Raw genomic sequence first — 22,795 nt, forward strand, 5'->3', positions numbered from 1 at the left:
GCGGCTCTCAGGGGGTGGTCCAGCGGTACGGCGACTCAGTCTCCGGCCCGCCGCACTCCGGCCCGCCCGCCCGCGCCGACACCGGTCGCTCCTCCAGGATGCGCCGGGCCTCGGCCTCTCCACGGCTCGTGGCGTACCAGGGTGTGTCCGGCCCGTCCTCCAGTTCGGCGGCGATGTCCGAGAGCGCGCACGAGCGCATGGGCTCCTCCAGCCGGTCCAGGACGGGTACGGCGTCGGCGGACAGCCCTCTCGCGTACTCGAGGTCGAAGCGGCCCGTGGTCTCGTACCGTTCGACGTTGCGCTCGGCGATCAGCTCGTCCGGCGACGCGAACCCGAACGCGAGCACCCCGGCGACCGCACTGGCCGCGACGGCGCGCGGCAGCCATCGGGCACCCCACACGCCGGCCGCCATGATGAGCACGATCACCAGGCCGAGCCACAGCTCCATGGCCAGCACCGAGATCCTCAGCCGCGTGAGCCCGTACGCGTCCACATACATGTCCATGCGGCGCACGGCGGATGCCACGACAACGAGCGCCAGCGCGCACAGGGTGCCCAGCACGACCCGCACGAGCGTGCGGTCGCTGGATCGGGTGCGTGGCGCCCAGCGCAGCGCCACGACGATGACCACCAGGGTGAGCAGGGTGGCCATGAGCAGCTGCCAGAAGCCCTGACGCGCGTACTGGGCGTAGGTGAGGCCCGTCTCCGCCAGCACGGCGTCGTAGCCTCCGAAGAGCACGGCGAGCTGGACGGCGTTGAAGGCGGCGAAGAGGGCGACGAGCCAGACCAGCGGGAGCGCCCACTCGACGCGGCCACGAGCCCGTCCGGCGGGCACCCGCATCCGGTCCCAGCGGGTCGGCGCCGCGGCGGTGCGGGCCGCCGCGAGCGTCCCGAAGAGGCCCAGCATGAGGAGCAGGACCCGCCAGGGCCCGTCCTCCGTGGAGACGTCGGGCACCAGGGCGCCGAGGAGGTCGGCGAAGGCGGCGTCCGCCGAGGCGAAGAGGACTCCGAAGACCAGCAGCAGCACCGCGGCCACGGCCAGCGCCCGCAGCACGGGTCCCACCCTGCTCCGGTCGCCGCCCGCGCGGTCCCGCAGCCCCTGCCAGGCCCAGGCGGGCCCGGTCACCGCGGCCGTCAGCACACCGACGGGGCCGAGCAGGACGGCCGGCCAGGTGCGGCCGCCGTGCAGGGCGAGCGAGCCCGCCGCGAGCGCGGTGACGACCGCGAGGAACGAGGGCCACGCCGCGGCCTGTACCGCGGGCACGATCAACAGGGCGAGGCCTCCCGCGCCCCAGACGAGCGACCAGCGGTGCGGCCGCCGGCCGGCCCGTCGGCCTGCGAAGTACACGGCCAGGGTCGCGGGTACCGCGACGACCAGCAGGTTGACGGCCATACCGTCGCCGAGCAACAGCATGCTGAGCAGCCCGGTGGCCAGCGCGGCCCAGAGCGTGGCCGTGCGGATCGGCGCGGGCTCCTCGACGCCGGGTCCGGCCGGACGAAGCGGCGCGGGCGGCGCCCCACCGGGGATCGGCTTCGTCCCGGCGACCGACCGTATGGAGCCGGGCTCAGCGGCCCGGCCGGTCGGATCGGACCCGGTGGTGCGCCGTATCGGCCCGGCCCCGGCGGCCCGGGCCGTCGGTTCGGGCTCGGCCGGCCCCTTCGTCCCGGTGTCGGCGGCCTCGCCCGTCGGCGTCGGCTGAGCGGTCGGGCGCTCCGCCGCGGCGTCCGTGGGCGCCTGCGCCTGCGCGCCGCGGTGTCCGGCCGAGGCTCGGGCCCTGGGCGTTCGTCCGTCAGGACCGGACGCGGCGGGCGTGGACGGTGGTTCGGACACGGGACCCCCTTCCCCGACCGGCCCTCACCACCCCCCGCGGGCAGCGTGCCGCTGCGGCAGAAGGCTCGTGACCGGTGTCTCGTCGCCGCGCCTTGTCAAGATCAACAGCGGCGTGCCGGACAGGCTATGCGGCAGGACGAGCCGATACGGAGGCCGAGGAGCGCTCTGTGGCATGGCTGTGACACTTGAGGCGTTGTGATGCCTTGAGGCCGGGGAAGTGCCTGGCGTCGAGGGCGGTGAGGGGCTCCGGCCGAGGCCCCGGCCGCCGAGGCCGAAGGGGAAGGCCCCACCGGACTACTGGACCGGCACCCAGTCCGGCAGTGCCTCCGTCTGCTCCACCCAGGCCTCGGGAGGCGCCCCGTCCTTGCCGCCGGAGGCGACCACTCCCCCGACGATCGCGCAGGTCGTGTCGACGTCGCCGCCGGCCTGGGCGGTGGTCCAGAACGCCGTCTCGTAGTCACCGAGGGCGCGCGCGGCCGACCACAGCGCGAACGGCACCGTGTCGTGCGCAGTCGTACGCCGGCCACACCCCAGTACGGCCGCGACCGTGTCCGCGTCGGCGTAGTCGAGCATGTCCCGGGCACGCCGCAGCCCCGCGCCGACGGCGCTCTTCGGGACGAGGGCGATGACACCGTCGAGCAGTGCCTCGGCGGTCGGCGGCCCCGCCGGGTCGGCCGCCAGAGCGGCGGCCGCCGCGACCGCCATGGCCCCGACGACGGCCTCGCGATGCTGGTGCGTGGGATACGCGGAGATCTCCGCCTGGTGTGTCGCCTGCTCGGGGTCGCCTGCGTACCAGGCGCCCAGCGGGGCGATCCGCATCGCCGCGCCGTTGCCCCATGATCCCTGGCCGTTGAAGAGCGCGGAGGCCAGTTCACGCCAGTCGCCGCCCTCGCGGACCAGTCGCAGCAGGCGGTTGACCGCGGGCCCGTAGCCGCGGTCGAAGTCATGGTGGACGGCGAAGGAACGGGCGAGTTCGTCCTGGTCGATCCTGTGGTGGGCGGCGAGGACGGCCACGACGGAGCAGGCCATCTCGGTGTCGTCGGTCCACTGCCAGGGGCCGGGCGGGGGCTCGCGGCGCTTGAGCAGCGGATAGTTCACGGGCACGAAGTACTGCGAGCCCAGCGCGTCCCCGACCGCGAGTCCGCGCAGGCTGGCCAGGGCACGCTCCAGGCGGCCTTCGGGAGAGGAGTCAGCGGTCATCGCCCTGCCACTCTAACCGGTGGCTCCATACGATTCCGGGTCGCGCCAGCGGTCGAACGGCCGGTCGAGGGTGTACTTGCCGTTCTCCCCGAGCACAAGCATCCGCATCTCCGCGTTCCCCGGGTTGGACAGGGACTCGAACTCCGCCACCGTCCAGTGGAACCACCGCATGCAGAACAGCCGCATGGCGAGCCCATGGGTCACTATCAGGACGTTCGGCGGGTGGTTGGGGTCCTCGAAGCTGCGGAACAGGCTCTCCAGGAAGTTGCCGACCCGGTCGTACACGTCGGCCCCGGACTCCCCCTGTGCGAAGCGGTAGAAGAAGTGGCCGTACGCGTCCCGATAGGCCTTCTGGAGCCGTACGTCAGCGGGGTCCTGCCAGTTGCCCCAGTCCTGCTCCCGCAGTCGGGGCTCCTCACGCACCCGCACCTGCTCGGGGTCCAGATGGAAGGCCTGGAAGGTCTCGTGCGTCCGGCGGTAGGGGGAGACGTAGACGCTGACGCGCTCCCGGCCGAACAGTTCCCGGAGCCGCTTTCCGGTCTCCTCGGCCTGCTGCCAGCCCAGCTCGGTGAGGGCCAGAGCATGGTCGGGCTCACGTTCGTACACGGTGTCATCAACATTGCCCGTTGACTCCCCGTGCCGGACAAGGACGATGCGCCGTGGTCGTGCCATGCCGAAACCCTAAGGGGGACGGGACCGTAACGAGCACCCGTCCGGCTCCCATTACGGCGTAGATCACATGGATCCCGCGGGTCCGATGACGAGGTCTGGTCCGTTTGGAGTTCCAACTTACCAGGCGGGTCAACCGGCCTCAGACCGTCCAGCTCGGTTCCAGCTCCACGATGTCGCCCGCGAGGGCGGCGACGTCCGCTTCGATCTGGGCCCGCAGGGCGAGGCGCTCGATGCGTTCGACGCGGTACTTGCCGTGCTCGGCGGCCGACTGCCACATGGAGAGGATCAGGAACTCCTGGCCCGGCGCCTCGCCGAACAGACCTCGCAGCATCCCCGGGGAGCCCGCCATCGCGGGGTTCCAGACCTTCTCCTGCATCAGCGCGAAGTGCTCGGCCCGCTCCTCGTGGACACGACAGTGCGCCACGCGTAGCAGATCGGCGTCCGTGAAGCGCGGCTCGAAGCCGGTCTTCACGTCGAAGCGGTGGTCGAAGAGCTTGATCTGGGAGTCCTTGAAGGTGCCGGACTGCGATGCGGCGAGGCGGTCGTGGGAACGGGCCATGAAGGAGTCGTAGAAGGCACGGCTCTCCCAGAACGAGAAGATGTGCACCACTCCGGGTCGTGCCCGGCTCCAGCCCCCACCCTGTCCACGGAATCCCGGCTCCCCCAGAAGCCCCGCCCACTTTCGCTGCCCCCGCTCGAAGCCGCGGCGGTCGACCACGGTGCAGCGAATCCACTTGACCAGCACCGCGCCATGGTAAGGCCACGTAGCGTGGCACCGGTCACTCTCCGACGGGTTGTGGCCCGGCGAGCGTCGGCGAACACATGCGAGGATGGGCAACTGGCCTGGACTGGGGAGCAGTTCGGCCGGCCAGTATCGGAGAACGGGGAGGAGAGTTCTGTTGAACGGCCTCAACAAGGGCATCCACAAGGTCGAGGTGTCGCTGAAGTGGGACCCGAGCCCGGCCGGGCAGCCGCCCACGGACCTCGACATCGTCGCGGCGACCTACCCGGCGGCCGACCCGAACGGCGATCCCGCCTACGTCGTGCACTTCGACAGCCGTTCGCCCGACGGCACCATCACGCTCCACCGCGACAGCAAGACCGGCCAGGGTTTCGGCTGGGACGAGGTCATGACGGTGGAGCTGAACCGCCTCGACAGCCGGTACGGGCGCGTCGTGATCGGCGTCGCCATACAGCAGGGGGCGAGTCCCAGGGCCTTCGGCGACGTCAGCAAGCCGGCCCTGCGCATCCGCGAGGACTACACCGTCCTGGCGGAGGACGACTTCGCCGGGGTGCGCGACTCCACCGCCGCGACCGTCGCCGAGTTCGTACGGGACGGTTCCGGCACCTGGAGCTTCCTCCCCGGTCTGCACGGCTACGACGAGGACCCGGCGACCTTCGCCCGCGTGATGGGCGCCCCGCGCGAGTCCTGACGCGCCTGCGCCACCGACGCCGAAGGGCGGCACGGCCATTGGCCGTGCCGCCCTTCAGTGCCTCAGGGTGTCAGCTGCACCCGCTGGTCGAGCCGCAGCCCTCGCAGATGTAGCAGGAGCCGGCCCGCTGCATCTTCGTACCGCAGGAGAAACAGAGCGGGGCGTCGGCGTGGATGCCCAGCTGCATCTCCACCAGCTCGGCGCTGGTGTGGGCCTGCTTCGGGGCGGGCTTGGCCGCCTCGACCTCGGCCCTCGGCGTGGCCACGGCCTTCAGGTCCGTCTGGCGCGGGGCCGACTGGGCCAGGCCCTCGACGTCCACGTCCTCCTCGGCGGGCTCGTACGAACCCGTCTCCAGGTGGCGCTGCCGCTCCTCGGCGGAGTGGATGCCGAGCGCGGAGCGCGTCTCGAAGGGCAGGAAGTCCAGGGCGAGTCGGCGGAAGATGTAGTCGACGATCGACTGGGCCATCCGCACGTCCGGGTCGTCCGTCATACCGGCCGGCTCGAAGCGCATGTTGGTGAACTTCGAGACGTACGTCTCCAGCGGCACGCCGTACTGGAGCCCGACGGACACCGCGATGGAGAAGGCGTCCATCATGCCCGCGAGGGTGGAGCCCTGCTTGGACATCTTCAGGAAGACCTCACCGAGACCGTCGTCCGGGTAGGAGTTGGCGGTCATGTAGCCCTCGGCGCCGCCGACGGTGAAGGACGTGGTGATGCCGGGACGTCCCTTCGGCAGGCGCTTGCGGACCGGGCGGTACTCGACGACCTTCTCGACCGCGGTCCGGATCGTCTCCTCGGCCTTCTCGGTGATCTCCGCCTTCTCCGAGTCCTTGGTCTTGGCGGAGAGCGGCTGGCCGACCTTGCAGTTGTCGCGGTAGATCGCCAGCGCCTTGACGCCGAGCTTCCAGGCCTCGAAGTAGATCTCCTCGACCTCCTCGACGGTCGCCGTCTCCGGCATGTTGACCGTCTTGGAGATGGCACCCGAGATCCACGGCTGGATCGCGGCCATCATGCGGACGTGGCCCATCGGGGAGATGGCCCGCTCGCCCATGGCGCAGTCGAAGACCTCGTAGTGCTCCTGCTTGAGGCTCGGGGCGTCGATCACATTGCCGTGCTCGGCGATGTGGGCGACGATCGCCTCGATCTGCTCCTCCTGGTAGCCCAGGCGGCGCAGGGCCTGCGGGACCGTGCCGTTGACGATCTGCATCGAGCCGCCGCCGACCAGCTTCTTGAACTTGACCAGCGCGAGGTCGGGCTCGACACCGGTGGTGTCGCAGGACATCGCGAGGCCGATGGTGCCGGTGGGGGCCAGCACCGACGCCTGCGAGTTGCGGAAGCCGTTCTTCTCGCCGAGGCGGAGCACGTCCTGCCATGCCTCCGTGGCGGCGGCCCAGACCGGGGTGTCCAGGTCGTCCATGCGCACGGCGGTGCCGTTGGCGTCGGAGTGCTGCTTCATGACGCGGTTGTGGGCGTCGGCGTTGCGGGCGTATCCGTCGTAGGGGCCCACGACCGCGGCCAGTTCGGCGGAGCGCCGGTAGGCCGTGCCGGTCATCAGGGAGGTGATGGCGCCGGCGAGGGCGCGGCCGCCGTCGGAGTCGTACGCGTGGCCGGTCGCCATGAGCAGGGCGCCGAGGTTGGCGTAACCGATGCCGAGCTGGCGGAAGGCGCGGGTATTCTCGCCGATCTTCTGGGTCGGGAAGTCCGCGAAGCAGATCGAGATGTCCATCGCGGTGATGACCAGCTCGACGACCTTCTGGAAACGCTCGACCTCGAAGGACTGGTTGCCCTTGGCGTCGTCCTTCAGGAACTTCATCAGGTTCAGCGAGGCCAGGTTGCAGGACGTGTTGTCCAGGTGCATGTACTCGCTGCACGGGTTCGACGCGGTGATCCGGCCGGACTCGGGGCAGGTGTGCCAGTTGTTGATGGTGTCGTCGTACTGGATGCCGGGGTCGGCACAGGCCCAGGCGGCCTCGGCGATCTTGCGGAAGAGTCCCTTGGCGTCGACCTTCTCGATGACCTCGCCGGTCATCCGGGCCCGCAGACCGAAGTCGCCGCCCTGCTCGACCGCCTTCATGAACTCGTCGTTCACCCGGACCGAGTTGTTGGCGTTCTGGTACTGGACGGAGGTGATGTCGTCGCCACCGAGGTCCATGTCGAAGCCCGCGTCACGCAGGACGCGGATCTTCTCCTCCTCCTTCACCTTGGTCTCGATGAAGTCCTCGATGTCCGGGTGGTCCACGTCGAGGACGACCATCTTGGCGGCGCGGCGGGTGGCACCGCCCGACTTGATCGTCCCGGCGGACGCGTCGGCGCCGCGCATGAAGGAGACGGGACCGGAGGCGTTGCCGCCGGAGGAGAGCAGTTCCTTGGAGGAACGGATACGGGACAGGTTCAGGCCGGCGCCGGAGCCGCCCTTGAAGATCATGCCCTCTTCCTTGTACCAGTCGAGGATCGACTCCATGGAGTCGTCGACGGCGAGGATGAAGCAGGCGGAGACCTGCTGGGGCTGCGGGGTGCCCACGTTGAACCAGACGGGGCTGTTGAAGCTGAAGATCTGGTGCAGGAGGGCGTACGCCAGTTCGTGCTCGAAGATCTCGGCGTCGGCGGGCGAGGCGAAGTACTTGTAGTCCTCACCGGCCTTCCGGTACGTCTTCACGATGCGGTCGATGAGCTGCTTCAGGCTCACCTCGCGCTGCGGGGTGCCGACGGCGCCCCGGAAGTACTTGCTGGTGACGATGTTGACCGCGTTCACCGACCAGAACTCGGGGAACTCGACGCCACGCTGCTCGAAGTTGACCGAGCCGTCGCGCCAGTTGGTCATGACGACGTCACGGCGCTCCCAGGCCACCTCGTCGTACGGGTGCACGCCGGGGGTGGTGTGGATGCGCTCGATACGCAGGCCCTTGCTCGCCTTGGTGCCCTTGGCGCGGGAACTCCGTGCCGGACCGCTCGCCGTCTCTGTCATGCCGCCTCCCTGTATCGGGCTGAAACGCCCTGAAGTGCCACTTTGTTCCTGTGACACGGTGTTCTGTCTGATGTCGCGCTCCGGCCCGCTCAGCCGTTCGCGACAGGTCTGGATCGCCGCCGATCACCCGGTCCCGGTGGGCCGGTGGTGCGGCCCGCCCTCAGTCGGCGGCGTTGGCGGGCACGGGGACCTGAGCAGCCCCTCCGGACCCGCGGTCGTTCTCCCGGCACCCCTCGCCGGCGCTGTCGACGTCGTCGTCCGCGCCGGGGCGCTTCCCCTGCTCTTCCCTGAGTTCCGCGATGGCGGCCTCGAAGTCCTCCAGCGAATCGAACGCCCGGTAGACCGAGGCGAACCGCAAGTAGGCGACGAGGTCGAGTTCCTGCAGTGGGCCGAGTATGGCCAGACCCACGTCATGGGTGGTCAGTTCGGCGCTCCCGGTCGCTCGCACGGCCTCCTCGACCCGCTGGCCGAGCTGGGCGAGCGCGTCCTCGGTGACAGGCCGTCCCTGGCATGCCTTGCGGACGCCGTTGATGACCTTGGTGCGACTGAAGGGTTCGGTCACACCGGACCTCTTGACCACCATCAGCGAGCACGTCTCCACCGTCGTGAAACGACGGGAGCAGTCCGGACACTGGCGGCGCCTGCGGATCGACGTGCCGTCGTCCGTCGTACGACTGTCGACGACACGGCTGTCGGGGTGCCTGCAGAAGGGACAGTGCATAACTCCAACCCTCCTCACAGCACGACTCAATAGCCCCACGAGCCGCTTGGACCCCGCGGAAGCAGCCCCAAGCATAGGGGATGACCACGAGCCCTCAGACCGGGGGGACCACAACTTCTGGGCTGTTGTTGCAATCCAAGCACTAGATGTAGGGCCTCGCACGTAAATCCACCCACGACGCGCGTGTCGCACCCGTAACGGCGGGGGCCCGGCGGACGGGCCGTCGCGGAGCGCGTCCGCGCCGTCGCGGAACGGACCGGAACACGGGGGACGCCGAAGAAACCGGGTACCGGTACACGGCAGGAGAAGCGGGGAGTGGCAGACTGTGCCGCGCGGCGACAGCGGCCCACGAAGCCTTCACCCCGGCCGTGAAGAGTACAGCAATAAGCGGTTTTGTCCGCCGGGAGCAGTCGGGCCATACACCTGGACACTTGGTCACGTCAGGTAATCCACGGTTTTTCACTCGAACGTGTGTTTGGCGCAACCTTTCGAAAGCAACTACCGTTGTGCTGCACGGGAGACCATCGAGAGGGGCCGACGTGACCACGACCGCAGACAGTGCCACCATCACCGCCCAGGACCGCTCCCAGGGCCGACTCGAGCCGGTGCACGCGATGAACGAAGTTCCGAACCATGAGGGGCCCAAGCGGGCCCTGCCCGGCCGACCTCCAGGCATCAGGGCGGACAGCTCCGGGCTGACCGACCGGCAGCGCCGGGTGATCGAGGTGATCAGGGACTCCGTGCAGCGGCGCGGGTACCCGCCGTCGATGCGGGAGATCGGCCAGGCGGTCGGCCTGTCGAGCACGTCGTCCGTGGCGCACCAGCTGATGGCCCTGGAGCGCAAGGGCTTCCTGCGCCGCGACCCGCACCGCCCGCGTGCGTACGAGGTCCGCGGCTCTGACCAGCCCGCGGCGCAGCCGACCGACACCGCGGGCAAGCCCGCCGCGTCGTACGTTCCGCTCGTCGGCCGGATCGCGGCCGGTGGCCCGATCCTCGCCGAGGAGTCGGTCGAGGACGTGTTCCCGCTCCCGCGGCAGCTCGTCGGCGACGGTGAGCTGTTCGTCCTGAAGGTCGTGGGCGACTCGATGATCGAGGCCGCGATCTGCGACGGCGACTGGGTGACGGTCCGCCGCCAGCCTGTCGCCGAGAACGGCGACATCGTGGCCGCCATGCTGGACGGCGAGGCCACGGTGAAGCGCTTCAAGCGCGAGGACGGCCATGTGTGGCTGTTGCCGCACAACGCCGCCTACGAGCCCATCCCGGGTGACGACGCGACCATCCTCGGCAAGGTGGTGGCGGTTCTGCGCCGCGTCTGACACCCCGCGGCGGACGGCGCCCATGCCCGTCCGCGCCCCTGATCCGGGCCCCGGAATCCACTGCGCCGGTTCCGGGGCCCTGGGCTTTCCGTGCCCGGTGGCCCGCCCCCGCTCGGGACGCTGTTGGGCGACCGAGCGGGGGCGGGCCACCGGCGTCTCTACGCCTCTTCCACGGCCTTCGCCGCCTGGTCGATCGCGGCGAGCGACTTGCGGACCTGGTTGCGGTCCGTGGTGTACCAGAAGTCGGGAAGCGACGCCTTCAGATAGCTGCCGTACCGTGCCGTCGCCAGCCTCTGGTCCAGTACGGCCACCACCCCGCGGTCGCCCTGGGCGCGTACGAGGCGGCCGGCGCCCTGGGCCATCAGCAGGGCCGCGTGGGTGGCCGCGACAGCCATGAAGCCATTGCCGCCCGCCTCCTCGACGGCCTTCTGGCGGGCGCTCATCAGCGGATCGTCGGGGCGCGGGAACGGGATCTTGTCCATGACGACCAGCTGGCAGCTGGGACCGGGCACGTCGACGCCCTGCCAGAGGGAGAGCGTGCCGAACAGGCAGGTCTTCGGATCGGCAGCGAAGCCCTTGATCAGCTCGCCCAGCGTCTCCTCGCCCTGGAGGAGGATCGGGAACTCGGGGATGCGGACCCGCAACTCCTCCGCCGCCAGTTGGGCGGCCCGCATCGACGAGAACAGACCGAGTGTCCGGCCGCCGGCCGCCTGGATCAGCTCCGTGAGCTCGTCCAGCATGTCCGCCCGGTCGCCGTCCCGCGCGGGGCGCGACAGATGCTTGGCGACGTAGAGGATGCCCTGCTTCGGGTAGTCGAACGGCGAGCCGACGTCGACTCCCTTCCACTGCGGGAAGTCGTCCCCCTCGGTGCCCTCCGGAGCCAGCCCCAGGGACGCCCCCACGCCGTTGAAGTCGCCGCCCAGCTTCAGGGTGGCCGAGGTCAGGGTGACGGAGCGGTCCGCGAAGAGCTTCTCCCTGAGGAGGCCCGACACGGACATGGGGGCCACCCGCAGGGAGGCGCCGAAGCGGTCGTGCCGCTCGTACCAGACGACGTCCCACTCGGAGCCGTGACTGATGCGCTCCGCCACGTCGTGCACGCTCTCCACGGCGGCCAGCGCCTGCTTGCGGACGGCGTCCTCGTCCTGGACGGACTTGTCACGGGTGGTGCCGAGCGCGGTGATCACCGTACGGGCGGCGTCGCGCAGCGCCATCAGGGCGTACGCCAGGTCCTCCGGGATCTCCTCCAGGCGTCCGGGCAGGGCCAGCTCCATCAGCCGCTCGAAGCCCTCGGCGGCGGTCTGGAGCTGGTCCGCGGCCTTCTCGTTGACGAGTTTCGCCGCTCGCCTCACCGCGCGGTTGACCTGGCCCGGGGTCAGTTCGCCGGTCGCCACACCGGTCACCCTGGAGACCAGTTCGTGGGCCTCGTCGACGATCAGCACCTCGTGCGGCGGGAGCACCGGGGCGCCCTCGATGGCGTCGATCGCGAGCAGGGCGTGGTTGGTGACGACGACCTCGGCGAGCTTGGCCCGCTCCCGGGCCATCTCGGCGAAGCACTCGGCGCCGTAGGCGCACTTCGAGGCTCCGAGGCACTCCCGCGACGACACGGACACCTGAGACCAGGCGCGGTCGGACACACCGGGGGTGAGGGCGTCCCGGTCGCCCGTCTCGGTCTCCTGCGACCAGTCCCGCAGCCGCAGCAGGTCCTGTCCCAGTTTGCTGGACGGCGCGGCCGCCTCGAACTGGTCGAACAGGCCGTCCTCCTCGTCCTGCGGGACCCCCTCGTTGAGGCGGTGCAGGCACAGGTAGTTCGACCGGCCCTTGAGCATCGCGAACTCGGGGCGGCGGCGCAGCAGCGGGTGCAGTGCGTCGACCGTTCTCGGGAGGTCCCGCTCCACGAGCTGCCGCTGCAGCGCCAGGGTCGCCGTGGCCACGACGACGCGCTCTCCCTGGGCGAGGGCGGGTACCAGGTAGCCCAGCGACTTGCCGGTGCCGGTGCCCGCCTGGACCAGCAGATGGGAGCCGTCGTCGATCGCCTCCGCGACGGCTTCGGCCATGGTCACCTGGCCGGGGCGCTCCGTGCCGCCGACAGCGGTGACGGCGGCATGCAGGAGTTCGTGGAGTGAGGGCTTCGTCATAGCGCGACCACCCTACGGGGCGGCACTGACAAACGGGTGATCACGGCGGAGGGGACGGGGGTGCGAGGGGCGGTGCGGAGCGGGATCAAGACGGGTTCTCTTCGGCGGGGAGGGGGAGGCGGGCCTTGCCCGGCGTTCCCGGAATTCGGTCGGGCCCGATCGGGAACCGGATCGGGCCGGGCGGTGTACCAGGTATGACGGCGTCGCGCCAGGCGCACAGGGGATCTACATGAGATCGCGCAGCAGCCGGTCCCGGATCATGAGGGCGGCCCGTTTGTCGGGCAGGTCGGCCTCGGCGGAGTACCGGAAACCGGCTCGGAGGAAAGCGGAGACGGAGGGGAAGTTGCGGAGGTCGGGCTCCGCGACGACGCGGGCGCAGGAAGGGCGCCTGTCCAGGACGAGATCGGCGACGGCGCGCAGCAGGGCGGAGCCGAGTCCCCTTCCCCGGTCGGCCACCGGACCGATGAGGAGGTGGATTCCGGTGTCATGGGGGCGTGCGGGGTAGTGGCGGGCGATGGGGTCGAGGTCCGCCCGGTAGATCTCCCAGTAGCTCATCGGGGTGCCGTCCAGCAGACCGAGGCAGGGGACGCTGCGGCCGTCACCGTCGAGCTGGGCCCTGAGGTGGTTCGCGGTCACCTGCTGGGGCCCGGCGAGCTTCCAGAAGGAGGCCACGGCGGAGTCGTTCATCCAGCGGGAGATCAGCGGAAGGTCCCGTTCGAGGCGGGCGGGGAGGAGACGCAGCGTGCCGACCGGGGTGGCCACGGGCCCCCAGTCTGCAAGCCGGTCCAGCAGTGCCCCCTTGCCCGAGAGCGTCTCCCGTCGCGAGCGGGCGGCACCGCCGCCCGGGTCGGCCTCCTCCCCGAGGAACGCGGCCGGATCGTCGGCCGCGCGCAGTTCGAGCGTGTCCTCGTTGCTCGGGGCCTGGGCGGTGCCCGTGTCGGTGCCGGGAGTGGTGCTCGCATCGGTGGGAGGCACGCGACGCTCCTCTCAGGGGATGGGGTGGGGCATGTTCCTCGGGGCGCGAAGGGAGTCGTCAGTGATCGGGTCAGATGTGGAGGGGGTTGGCGATGGTGACGTAGACGGACTGGGTGTCGACCGGGCCGACGAGTTCGTCGAGGCCGTGCAGCCTGGTCAGCAGATTGGCCTTGCAGCGCAGGACCGGTGAGGCGAGCAGCAGGGCCGGGAGGGTGGTGTCCAGCCGGGCGGGGCCGGTGGCGACGTCGGCCAGGAATCGGCGGAAGGCGGCGAGCAGCAGCCGTTCGTCGGCGAGGCCCTGCGAGCCGAACGCGCCGATGAGACCGAACACGTTGTTGACGCCGAGGTAGTAGGCGAACCGTTCGTCGGCGACCTCGTCGGAGACGAACGTGTCGCTGTGCTCACCGATGCCGGGCAGCCGGGCGTCGAGGTCCGCGCGACGGGACTCGCGGAAGTAGTAGCCCTGGTTGTCGCGGTACCGGCCGCCGATGGGCCAGCCGTCGGGGTCGAGCAGGAGGACGGTGTTCTGCTGGTGGGCTTCGAGGGCGATCCCGGCCTCGCTGTCCAGCCACAGCACGGGCCGTACGACCTGTTCCAGGTAGCGCAGGAACCACTCGGCGGCGACGACGCGCAGGGGGCGGCCGGTTCGGCCGGCGAGCCGGGTGACGACCTCGGCGAGCCGGGACCGCGGCGTGGGGCGCTCCCGCGGACGGTCGGCGCGGCCGGGCGACCGCTGGTCGGCGAGGTGGTGCGGCGCTCGGCTGTGGAAGGACGCTCGCTGCCCGGGGATGCGGCCCGCCTGCTGCCCGCCATCCGCGTACGGCCCGCCCGCGTACGGCCCGTCCCTGTACGGCCTCGGTGATACGAGCCCAGCCACACAGCGCGCGTCGTCCGCCGGTCCGAACGGGTTGTGCCGGATCACCACGTCCAGGCCGGGCACGGGGTCGCCGTCCGGCGCGGTGACCGCCAGCCAGGCCGGGTCGCGGATGATGTCGAACCCCGGGTGGGTCGCCCGCCACTGCCTGGTCAGACCGGTGCGCAGCAGACGGTGGACCTCGACGCCTCGGTGCAGCTCCTTGCGGAGGTTCTCGCGGCGGGAGTTGGTGATCCGCAGCCCCAGTGACAGCTTCAGCATCGCGGGGGCAGCCGTGCGGTGCACGGTGCGGACGGAGGAGGTGGGGTGCCACGGGGAGCCGTGGGGGCCGAGGTCGATCAGCAGTCCGGCGTCCAGCAGGGCGGCGACGGTCGGGCGGTGTCGGACCTCGCGCAGTTGCCAGGGGTGGACGGGGAGGGCGGCATGGCCGTCGGGCAGCCGCAGACCCGTGCCGGCCAGCCGTGCGGTCAGTTGTTCGGCTGGGACGACTCGGCCGCGCTCCGTCCATGCCGAGTCCGTCGACAGAACGGACGGGGCGACGGCCATCCAGTGCAGGGGAAAGGAGCCCCGGAGTTCGGGCGAGTAGTGCCGCGCTTCCGCCTCGGACAGCCCTTCCCGGCTCTTCGGGGTGGGGTGCAGTGGATGGCCCAGGACGAGAGCCTGCTCTGCGGCAAGGAAGTGATCCGGGATGTCGTCCGGTCGGGCACGACGCTCGGCGATGAACCCGGCGACACGTCGTGCGGAGTCGGCGACCCTGCCGACGAGGTCGAGCGGGTCGGGGGATTCGGGGGAGGCGGCTTGGTCGAGCGGGGCCGGTCGGCCGAGCCGGGCGGGTGGGCCCAGGGGGGCGGCCGGGCCGGGCGAGGCCGGTCGGCCCGGCCGGGCCGAGCGGTCGGCAGCGGGCGGCACCGAGGACTGCGCCGCGGGGCCGGGCGATGCGCCGGCGACCGGCTCCCCCGCGTCCCGCCGGGCCGTCCCCCCGACGGCGGCAACCTCTCTGGCCAGCAGGGCCGCCACCGTCACCGCGTCTGCGGGCGGCGCCGTCGCGGGGGCGTCGGCGAGGCGGGGGAAACCGAAGCGGTGCCAGCCGGTCGGGGACCAGTGGCGGACCGGAACGACGAGGGTCGCACCCGTGGCGGTGAGGGGGATGCGAAGGGTGTCTTCGCCGGGGCGGGAGAGGTCGTGCTCGCGTACCCAGCACCGCAGCAGGTTCTCGACGGCCGCTGCCTGCGCTGCGATGCGCGGGTCGGGATGGTCCAGCGGATCGCCGGTGGTGAGGGCGGGGTGTTCGGTGCTCCGGTGCCGGGTGCGGGTGTCCTCTGGCAGGGCGTCAGGTGCGGCCGGTGCGAGGGGAACCCGTGGGAGAGGGGCGTCGCCCTCGGGTGCGTCGGTACGGCCTGGGAAGGCAGGGGTCGCGGTCAAGGAGATTCCTGGATGTGGTGGTCCGGGCGGGGTGGTCGTGCGGTGTGCGGTGGAGAGGAGTGCGGGCTCACGCGGAGTGAGCGCCGGGGGGCGAGGCCGGTGCGAGACGTCGTCACGTCGTCAGCGTCCGGGCGGGCCGGTTGCCGAGGGCGCCGGGGCGGCGGCATGGGGGGCCCGCTCGGCGCCCGGAGGTGGGGGCGAAGGGAGGTTCCCTGGCTGTTCGGACACTCAACCGCCCGGCGTGCGCCCCGGGCGCACGATTGCTTCGGGCCCGTTGGTTCCCGCCCCCCGCGCTGCTGCCGAGGCCACGGAGGCGATCGCGTCCGTGAGGCGGTCGAGTACGGCGCCGGCCTGTTCGTCGGTGATCGTCAGAGGAGGGAGAAGACGGACGACGCCGGCGTGGCGGCCGCCCAGTTCGACGATCAGACCGCGGCGGAGGCACTCACGCTGGACGGCGGTGGCGAGGGAGGGTGCGGGAGGATGCGGGCCGGTGACACCGGAGGACGGGGCCGCGTCCGGGTTGACCATCTCGATGCCGATCATCAGCCCCCGCCCCCGTACGTCGCCGACGCAGGTGAACTCCTCGGTGAGGCGGCGGAGGTGGGTGAGCATGCGGCGGCCCAGGGCTTCGGCGCGCTCGGCGAGTCCGTTGGCGCGCACGTACGCGAGGGTGGCGGTCCCGGCGGCCATGGCAAGTTGGTTGCCGCGGAAGGTGCCCGCGTGGGCGCCGGGCCGCCACACGTCGAGGTCGTCGCGGTAGACCACGACGGCCAGGGGCAGGCTGCCGCCGATGGCCTTGGAGAGGACCATGACGTCGGGGACGACCCCGCTGTGTTCGACCGCCCAGAAGCGACCCGTGCGCCCCACGCCCGTCTGGACCTCGTCGGCGATCAGCGGGATGGAACGCGCCGCGGTGATCTCGCGCATCCGGCGGAGCCAGCCGTCCGGCGCGGGGATGACGCCGCCCTCGCCCTGGACGGGTTCGAGGATCATCCCGGCGGGCAACGGCACACCGGACTTCGAGTCGTCGAGGACGGACTCCGTCCAGCGGGCGGCGAGTTCGGCGCCGCGCTCGCCGCCGACACCGAAGGGGCAGCGGTAGTCCTGGGGATACGGCAGGCGCGCGACCCGCACGTCACCGGCGCCTCCGGACGCTTCGAGCGCCCCGGCGGTCATACCGTGGTAGGCGCCGGTGAAGGCGAGCAACCCGGTGCGGCCGGTCGCCGCCCGCACCAGCTTGAAGGCGGCTTCCACGGCATCCGTGCCGGCGGGCCCGCAGAACTGCACCCGGGCGCGCTCCGCGAGACCGGCCGGGAGCGTGCGGAACAGTTCGGTGGTGAAGGCGTCCTTGACGGGGGTGGCCAGATCGAGGACGTGCAGCGGGGCGCCCGAGTCGAGCACCTTGCGGATCGCCTCCAGGACGACCGGGTGGTTGTGCCCGAGGGCGAGGGTGCCAGCGCCGGACAGGCAGTCGAGATAGCGGCGGCCGTCCGCGCCTTCGATGGTCAGCCCTCGTGCCCTCACCGGCACGATGGGCAGGGCACGCGCGTAGGTGCGCGCCGCCGACTCCCGCGCCGCCTGCCGCCGCAGGATCCCCTCGTGGGACGTGCGCGCCCCCTCGTACTCCCGCTGTGCGGGCGCCCGTTCGTCCTCGTGGCCCGCAGGCGCGGGCTCGGGCTCGCTCTCCACAGGTGCCACCGCAGACTCGGTCACCGCCACGACTACACTTCCTCCCGCTGCTCAGAGGCGAGTTGGCAGGGGTCACCGAGCACCGGCGGGTCCCCGCCCGTACCAACGACGCGGCACGCACTCGGAAGCGGGTGAGGCGAAGATCCTTGCCGTGACGGAACCGTTGCCGTTCCATCGGATGTCCCCTACAGGGACCGCATAGTGTGTGGTGCCGCTCCGGAGGGACGCCCCGGCTCGGCGGATCCGCACCAAGCCGCGCGTACGGCGACCACGTACGAGGAAGCAGACGTACGAAGCCGAGCGCGAGTCGTGTCGGAGCCGTACGAGGAGGCGGCGGGCGTACGGAAAGGCCGTACGTGAACCGCTTCCGCAGCACAGAGTTCTCTAACGCCCCAGGGGAGTTCAGACCATGCGACTCATACGCCCGCTCTTCGCCGCTCGTCGTGGAAGGAGCGTGCGCCGCAGAACGTCCCCCGTCCTGGCAGCGGTCGGTCTCGCCACGGCCCTGTCGTTGACCGCCACCGCCTGCGGCTCGGGGGACACCACGGCGAGCGGGGAGGCGTCGTCGTCCGCCCAGGACGGCGGCAGCGGTGGCGACGGCAAGATCCGGATCCCGGACGACATCAAGGAGAAGCTCAAGGAACACGGGATCGACCTCGACAAGTGGCGGGGCGGGGCCTGGAAGGACTGGGACAAGGACGACTGGCTGCGCGAGGCCGAGGACTACGTCAACCCGATCATCAAGGACCTGTGGAACCCGGACCGGATGCGGGACGCCGAGGAGCCGGAGAAGGAGGTCGACGAGAGCGACCTCACCGGCGACCAGGGGGTCACCGACCCGACCCCGCAGGCCGTCCAGGCGGAGGCGGTGGCGACGAAGTACCACGCCAACGCGCCGGAGGCGGGCAAGGTCTTCTTCGACGCGCCCGAGGGCACGATGGTCTGCTCGGCGACGGTGGTGCAGGACCCGGCCAACCCGGGCAAATCCAACCTCGTGTGGACGGCCGGGCACTGTGTGCACGCCGGGAAGTCGGGCGGCTGGTACCGCAACATCGCCTTCGTCCCCTCGTACAACGACAGCGCTCTGTCGGCGTCGGAAATGAAGACGGCCACCCAGGATGAGGTCGCCCCCTACGGGGTCTGGTGGGGCGACTGGGCGCAGACGTCGGACCAGTGGATCGAGCAGGGCGGCCAGAAGGGCGGCGACGGAGCGGCGTACGACTTCGCGGTCATCCATGTGACACCGGAGGAGGGCAGCGGCAAGTCCCTGGAGGAGATGGTGGGTTCGGCGCTGCCGGTGGACTTCGACGCACCCGCCGTCCCGCAGGTGGACAGCATCACCGCGACGGGGTACCCGGCCGGCGCCCCCTACGACGGCGAGGCCATGTACCAGTGCACGGACAAGCCGGGGCGGCTCTCGCTCGTCGAGTCCGACCCGACGATGTACCGCATCGGCTGCACCATGACCGGCGGTTCGTCGGGCGGCGGCTGGGTGGCGATCGGCTCGGACGGCAAGCCGGCGCTGGTGTCGAACACCTCCATCGGCCCGGTGAGCGCGGGCTGGCTGGCCGGCCCGCGGCTGGGCAAGGAGGCCCGGGGTGTGTTCGACGCGGTGAGCAAGAAGTTCGGCAAGCGGTGACGTCCGGTACGCGGTGACGACCGCGTACGACGACTTCGGCGGCTGTCGGAAGGCGGCCGCCGAAGCGTCGTGGGAGATGTGGCGCGCGGAGACGTTCGGCCACGCGCCCTGCGCCAGTCCCCCAACCGCCCCCGCAAGGTGGGCGTGACACAGGGGGCAGTTCCGACCGGGGTCGAGAACCATGCGCTTCTCGGATCGGCGGCACCCTCTCCTTGCCGCCACCGGACCGAGTGACCCGCCTCCCGCTCCGGTCGAGGCGGCGGCAGAGATGACGCCGTACCACGTGAAGGCCGGTCCAGGTCGCTGGAGGGGACCGTCGACGCGGCCCTGGACGTGGACTTCCCGGCGCTCCACGGCGTCCGGGACGGACGGGTGGTTCGTCGGGCGGCGGCCGGTTCCGGATGGTCGACGGCGCGCCTCGGCCCGTCTGGAACACGTCGATCGGCCCGGCCGACGGCACCTGGGCTCGCGGGCCCCGGCCGGGCGAGGGCGCCAAGGCGCTGTGTGACGGCCTGAGCATGTCGTACCGCGGTCCGTGAGCGATCGTCAGCAGGCCAGGGCCGGCCGCCCGAGCGCTCGGGCCACGGTGTCGCCGGGCCGGTGCGACGGCGGCACCACGGCAGCGGCCGGAAAGGCTCCGCACAGCCGTCAGGCCCGCCCCTGCCGAGGGACGGGCCTGACGGTACGACGGGTCAGACCGTCGGCGCCGGTACGTACGGTGCCAGGTCCGCCGCCAGTTCCTCGTGCACCCGGGCCTTGAGGAGGGTGCCCTCCGGGGTGTGCTCCTCGGAGATCACCTCGCCCTCGGTGTGGGCACGGGCCACGAGCTTGCCGTGCGTGTACGGCACGAGTGCCTCGATCTCGACCGACGGGCGAGGCAGTTCGCTGTCGATGAGCGCGAGCAGTTCCGCGATGCCCTCGCCGGTGCGGGCCGAGACGGCGATGGAACTCTTCTCGATCCGCAGCAGCCGCTGAAGGGTCAGCGGGTCGGCCGCGTCCGCCTTGTTGATCACCACGATCTCGGGCACGTTCGTGGCGCCCACGTCACGGATGACCTCCCGTACGGCGGCCAGCTGCTCCTCCGGCGCCGGGTGCGAGCCGTCGACCACGTGGAGGATCAGGTCGGAGTCTCCGACCTCCTCCATCGTGGAGCGGAACGCCTCGACGAGGTGGTGCGGCAGGTGCCGTACGAAGCCGACGGTGTCCGCCAGCGTGTACAGCCGCCCGCTCGGGGTCTCGGCCCGGCGCACGGTCGGGTCGAGGGTGGCGAACAGGGCGTTCTCGACCAGGACGCCCGCGCCGGTGAGGCGGTTGAGCAGGGAGGACTTGCCGGCGTTGGTGTAGCCGGCGATGGCGACCGAGGGCACCTTGTTGCGCCGGCGCTCCTGGCGCTTGATCTCGCGGCCGGTCTTCATCTCCGCGATCTCCCGGCGCATCTTCGCCATCTTCTCGCGGATCCGTCGCCGGTCCGTCTCGATCTTGGTCTCACCGGGACCACGGGTGGCGAGGCCGCCGCCCTTGCCGCCGCCCATCTGCCGGGACAGCGACTGACCCCAGCCGCGCAGTCGCGGCAGCATGTACTGCATCTGCGCGAGCGCGACCTGTGCCTTGCCCTCTCGGGACTTGGCGTGCTGGGCGAAGATGTCGAGGATCAGGGCCGTACGGTCGATGACCTTGACCTTGACGACGTCTTCGAGGTGGATGAGCTGCCCCGGGCTCAGCTCACCGTCGCAGATGACGGTGTCGGCGCCCGTTTCGATGACGATGTCCCGCAGCTCGTCGGCCTTGCCGGAACCGATGTAGGTGGCCGCGTCCGGCTTGTCGCGGCGCTGGATCACGCCGTCGAGCACCAGCGCGCCCGCGGTCTCCGCGAGGGCGGCCAGCTCGGCCAGGGAGTTCTCCGCGTCCTGCGCGGTTCCCGTGGTCCAGACACCGACGAGCACGACGCGCTCCAGGCGGAGCTGGCGGTACTCGACCTCGGTGACGTCCTCGAGCTCGGTGGAGAGGCCCGCGACGCGGCGCAGGGCCGCGCGCTCGGAGCGGTCGAACTGGTCGCCGTCCCGCTCGCCGTCGATCTCGAAGCTCCAGGCGACGTCCTCTTCCATCAGGGCATCGGCCCGAAGACCTTCGGGGTTGTTCTGCGCGAAGGCGCGCTGTGCGGCCTGGGAAGGGGATGAAGAGGAGGTCATTGGATCCTTACGTCGATGGGGATACCGAAGGGGCGACGGATCTCGGTCCGTCATTGGCGACAACGCCCGGGCCTGCCGGGAGATTCCCGGATCCGGCCTCGGCCGACCCTGGACCCGCCCCTGGGGGCCGGTCCACGGCTGACCTGGAGTGGGCCGCGCCGCCGACTCGAAGATGGTCGCACGGCACGCCTCGTCTCGTCACGCGGGTTATTTTCCCGCCTCCCGCTGCGCCGAAGCCTCCGCGGGTGCGGCTCTCCAGTCCGGGTGCCCCGGCATCGGCGGCGTCTTCTCCGCGTGGAGCCAGCCCTGGAAGAAGGCGTCCAGGTCACGCCCGGCGGTCCTGGACGCGAGCCGCTGGAAGTCGGCGGTGGACGCCACGCCGTCGCGGTGGACGGCGACCCAGGAGCGCTGGAGCCGCTCGAAGGCCGGGCGGCCGATCTCCTCGCGCAGGGCGTACAGGACGAGCGCGGCCCCGTCGTAGACGTTCGGCCGGAAGATGCCGATCTTGTCGTCGGCCGCCGGCGTCCTGGGTGCCGCCGGGGGTCCTCCGGAGGCCCGCCACTGATCGGAGGCGAGGTAGGCGTCCTTCATCCGGGCCTCCATGGACACGCCCGCCGCCTCCTCCGCGTACAGGGCCTCGTACCAGGTGGCATGCCCCTCGTTCAGCCACAGGTCGGACCAGGTGCGCGGACTGACGCTGTTGCCGAACCACTGGTGGGCCAGCTCGTGCACCATGATCGAATCGACGTACCACTCCGGGTACTCGGGGCTCGTGAACAGCTCCCTCTCGAACAGGGAGAGGGTCTGTGTCTCCAGCTCGAACCCGGTCTGCGCCTCGGCGACGAGCACCCCGTACGTCTCGAACGGGTATCGGCCCACCTTGCCGCGCATCCACTCGATCTGGGCCGGGGTCTTCTTCAGCCACGGTTCGAGCCGCTCGCGGTCCTTGGCGGGGACCACGTCGCGCACGGGCAGGCCGTCCGGCCCTGTGCGGCGCAGCACCACGGAGCGGCCGATGGACACCTGGGCCAGTTCGGTCGCCATGGGGTGGGCGGTGCGATACGTCCAGGTGGTGGTGGCGCGACCGCGCTCGATCCCGGCGTCCAGCCCGTTGGAGACGGCCGTGTAGCCCGCGGGAACGGTGACGCGGACGGTGAACATGGCCTTGTCGGACGGGTGGTCGTTGCAGGGGAAGACCGTGTGCGCCGCGTCGGCCTGGTTGGCCATGGCGAGCCCGTCCGCGGTCCGTACCCAGCCGCCCTCCTTGGCGCCGGTGTACACGGGGTCGCTGGTGTGCCGCACGGTGATGCGCGTCCGCCTGCCCTCGGGGAGCGGCTCCCGGGGTGTGATCACCAGGTCCTCACCTGCAGTGGTGAAGGCGGCGGGCGTCCCGTCGACCTCGACGGTGTTCACCTTCCCGTGGGTGAAGTCGAGGTTGACCAGGTCCAGGGAGGAGGTGGTCCGGGCGTCGATGGTGGTGACGGCCGACAGGGGCTTTCCGTTGTCGCCGGGGTAGGTGAGGGCGAGGTCGTACGACTCCACGTCGTAGCCCGGGTTGCCGAGGTGCGGGAAGAGGCGGTCGCCGACGCCGAGGGGGACGGCCGGCGAGGGCGCGCTCGCGGCGATCAGGCAGACGGAGACGGCGGAGGTGAGCAGCGCCGCCTTGGTACGGCGGGCCCTGGGGCGTGGGGTGAGCGGCATGGACCACCGCTACCAGCGGGGCCGGGCTCCACC

General features: G+C 71.3%; 15 protein-coding genes. 3 read left to right on the plus strand and 12 right to left on the minus strand.

Going from position 1 to position 22,795, the window contains the following annotated elements; translation table 11 throughout:
- Positions 1–7: 7 nt before the first annotated feature.
- The 4 genes from AC067N_RS17465 to AC067N_RS17480 all read right to left on the minus strand — a co-directional run bounded on the left by AC067N_RS17465 (position 8) and on the right by AC067N_RS17480 (position 4,448).
- The gene (locus AC067N_RS17465) at positions 8–1,528 is read right to left on the minus strand and encodes a DUF4153 domain-containing protein (protein WP_478679809.1); all 1,521 of its coding nucleotides are present in this window, start codon (positions 1,526–1,528) and stop codon (positions 8–10) included.
- A gap of 597 nt (positions 1,529–2,125) precedes the next feature.
- Positions 2,126–3,031, minus strand: a complete 906-nt coding sequence (locus AC067N_RS17470) for an ADP-ribosylglycohydrolase family protein (RefSeq protein WP_478679756.1) — start codon at positions 3,029–3,031, stop codon at positions 2,126–2,128.
- Between the two features lie 12 nt (positions 3,032–3,043).
- Complete coding sequence (locus AC067N_RS17475; protein WP_478679757.1) at positions 3,044–3,703, minus strand: histidine phosphatase family protein; 660 nt, start codon at positions 3,701–3,703, stop codon at positions 3,044–3,046.
- Positions 3,704–3,842: 139 nt separating this feature from the next.
- Positions 3,843–4,448, minus strand: coding sequence for a YdbC family protein (locus AC067N_RS17480; protein ID WP_478679758.1), 606 nt, complete (start codon positions 4,446–4,448; stop codon positions 3,843–3,845).
- 154 nt (positions 4,449–4,602) lie between these two features.
- Between AC067N_RS17480 and AC067N_RS17485 the strand changes: the two genes are divergently transcribed.
- On the plus strand, positions 4,603–5,136 hold the full coding sequence (locus AC067N_RS17485; protein ID WP_478679759.1) for a TerD family protein: 534 nt from the start codon (positions 4,603–4,605) through the stop codon (positions 5,134–5,136).
- A gap of 70 nt (positions 5,137–5,206) precedes the next feature.
- On the opposite strand, the gene AC067N_RS17490 is transcribed toward AC067N_RS17485, so the two are convergent.
- Positions 5,207–8,101: a vitamin B12-dependent ribonucleotide reductase gene (locus AC067N_RS17490; protein ID WP_478679760.1), complete on the minus strand. Its 2,895-nt coding sequence runs from the start codon at positions 8,099–8,101 to the stop codon at positions 5,207–5,209.
- Positions 8,102–8,261: 160 nt separating this feature from the next.
- Entirely contained in the window at positions 8,262–8,822 is a 561-nt protein-coding gene (gene nrdR / locus AC067N_RS17495) for a transcriptional regulator NrdR (RefSeq protein WP_478679761.1), read from the minus strand.
- Between the two features lie 539 nt (positions 8,823–9,361).
- Here nrdR and lexA point away from each other — a divergent pair.
- Positions 9,362–10,138, plus strand: a complete 777-nt coding sequence (lexA, locus tag AC067N_RS17500; RefSeq protein WP_478679762.1) for a transcriptional repressor LexA — start codon at positions 9,362–9,364, stop codon at positions 10,136–10,138.
- A gap of 158 nt (positions 10,139–10,296) precedes the next feature.
- On the opposite strand, the gene AC067N_RS17505 is transcribed toward lexA, so the two are convergent.
- The 4 genes from AC067N_RS17505 to AC067N_RS17520 form a co-directional block, all read right to left on the minus strand.
- Positions 10,297–12,273: an ATP-dependent DNA helicase gene (locus AC067N_RS17505; RefSeq protein ID WP_478679763.1), complete on the minus strand. Its 1,977-nt coding sequence runs from the start codon at positions 12,271–12,273 to the stop codon at positions 10,297–10,299.
- Positions 12,274–12,498: 225 nt separating this feature from the next.
- On the minus strand, positions 12,499–13,248 hold the full coding sequence (locus AC067N_RS17510) for a GNAT family N-acetyltransferase (RefSeq protein ID WP_478679764.1): 750 nt from the start codon (positions 13,246–13,248) through the stop codon (positions 12,499–12,501).
- 70 nt (positions 13,249–13,318) lie between these two features.
- The gene (locus AC067N_RS17515) at positions 13,319–15,544 is read right to left on the minus strand and encodes an IucA/IucC family protein (protein ID WP_478679765.1); all 2,226 of its coding nucleotides are present in this window, start codon (positions 15,542–15,544) and stop codon (positions 13,319–13,321) included.
- 228 nt (positions 15,545–15,772) lie between these two features.
- Entirely contained in the window at positions 15,773–17,263 is a 1,491-nt protein-coding gene (locus tag AC067N_RS17520; protein WP_478679766.1) for a diaminobutyrate--2-oxoglutarate transaminase family protein, read from the minus strand.
- A 379-nt stretch (positions 17,264–17,642) separates the two neighbouring features.
- Here AC067N_RS17520 and AC067N_RS17525 point away from each other — a divergent pair, with 379 nt between their 5' ends.
- Positions 17,643–18,872 carry a trypsin-like serine peptidase gene (locus AC067N_RS17525; RefSeq protein WP_478679767.1) on the plus strand — a complete coding sequence of 410 codons (1,230 nt, stop codon included), beginning with the start codon at positions 17,643–17,645 and terminating at the stop codon, positions 18,870–18,872.
- A gap of 692 nt (positions 18,873–19,564) precedes the next feature.
- Here the strand turns inward: AC067N_RS17525 and hflX are convergent.
- Together hflX and AC067N_RS17535 are read right to left on the minus strand one after the other, a co-directional pair.
- Positions 19,565–21,061, minus strand: a complete 1,497-nt coding sequence (hflX, locus tag AC067N_RS17530) for a GTPase HflX (protein ID WP_478679768.1) — start codon at positions 21,059–21,061, stop codon at positions 19,565–19,567.
- Between the two features lie 207 nt (positions 21,062–21,268).
- Positions 21,269–22,762 (minus strand): M1 family metallopeptidase, encoded by a 1,494-nt coding sequence (locus AC067N_RS17535; RefSeq protein ID WP_478679769.1) that lies wholly within the window; start codon positions 22,760–22,762, stop codon positions 21,269–21,271.
- Positions 22,763–22,795 lie beyond the last annotated feature (33 nt).

Source organism: Streptomyces sp. NPDC042364 (assembly GCF_056437585.1).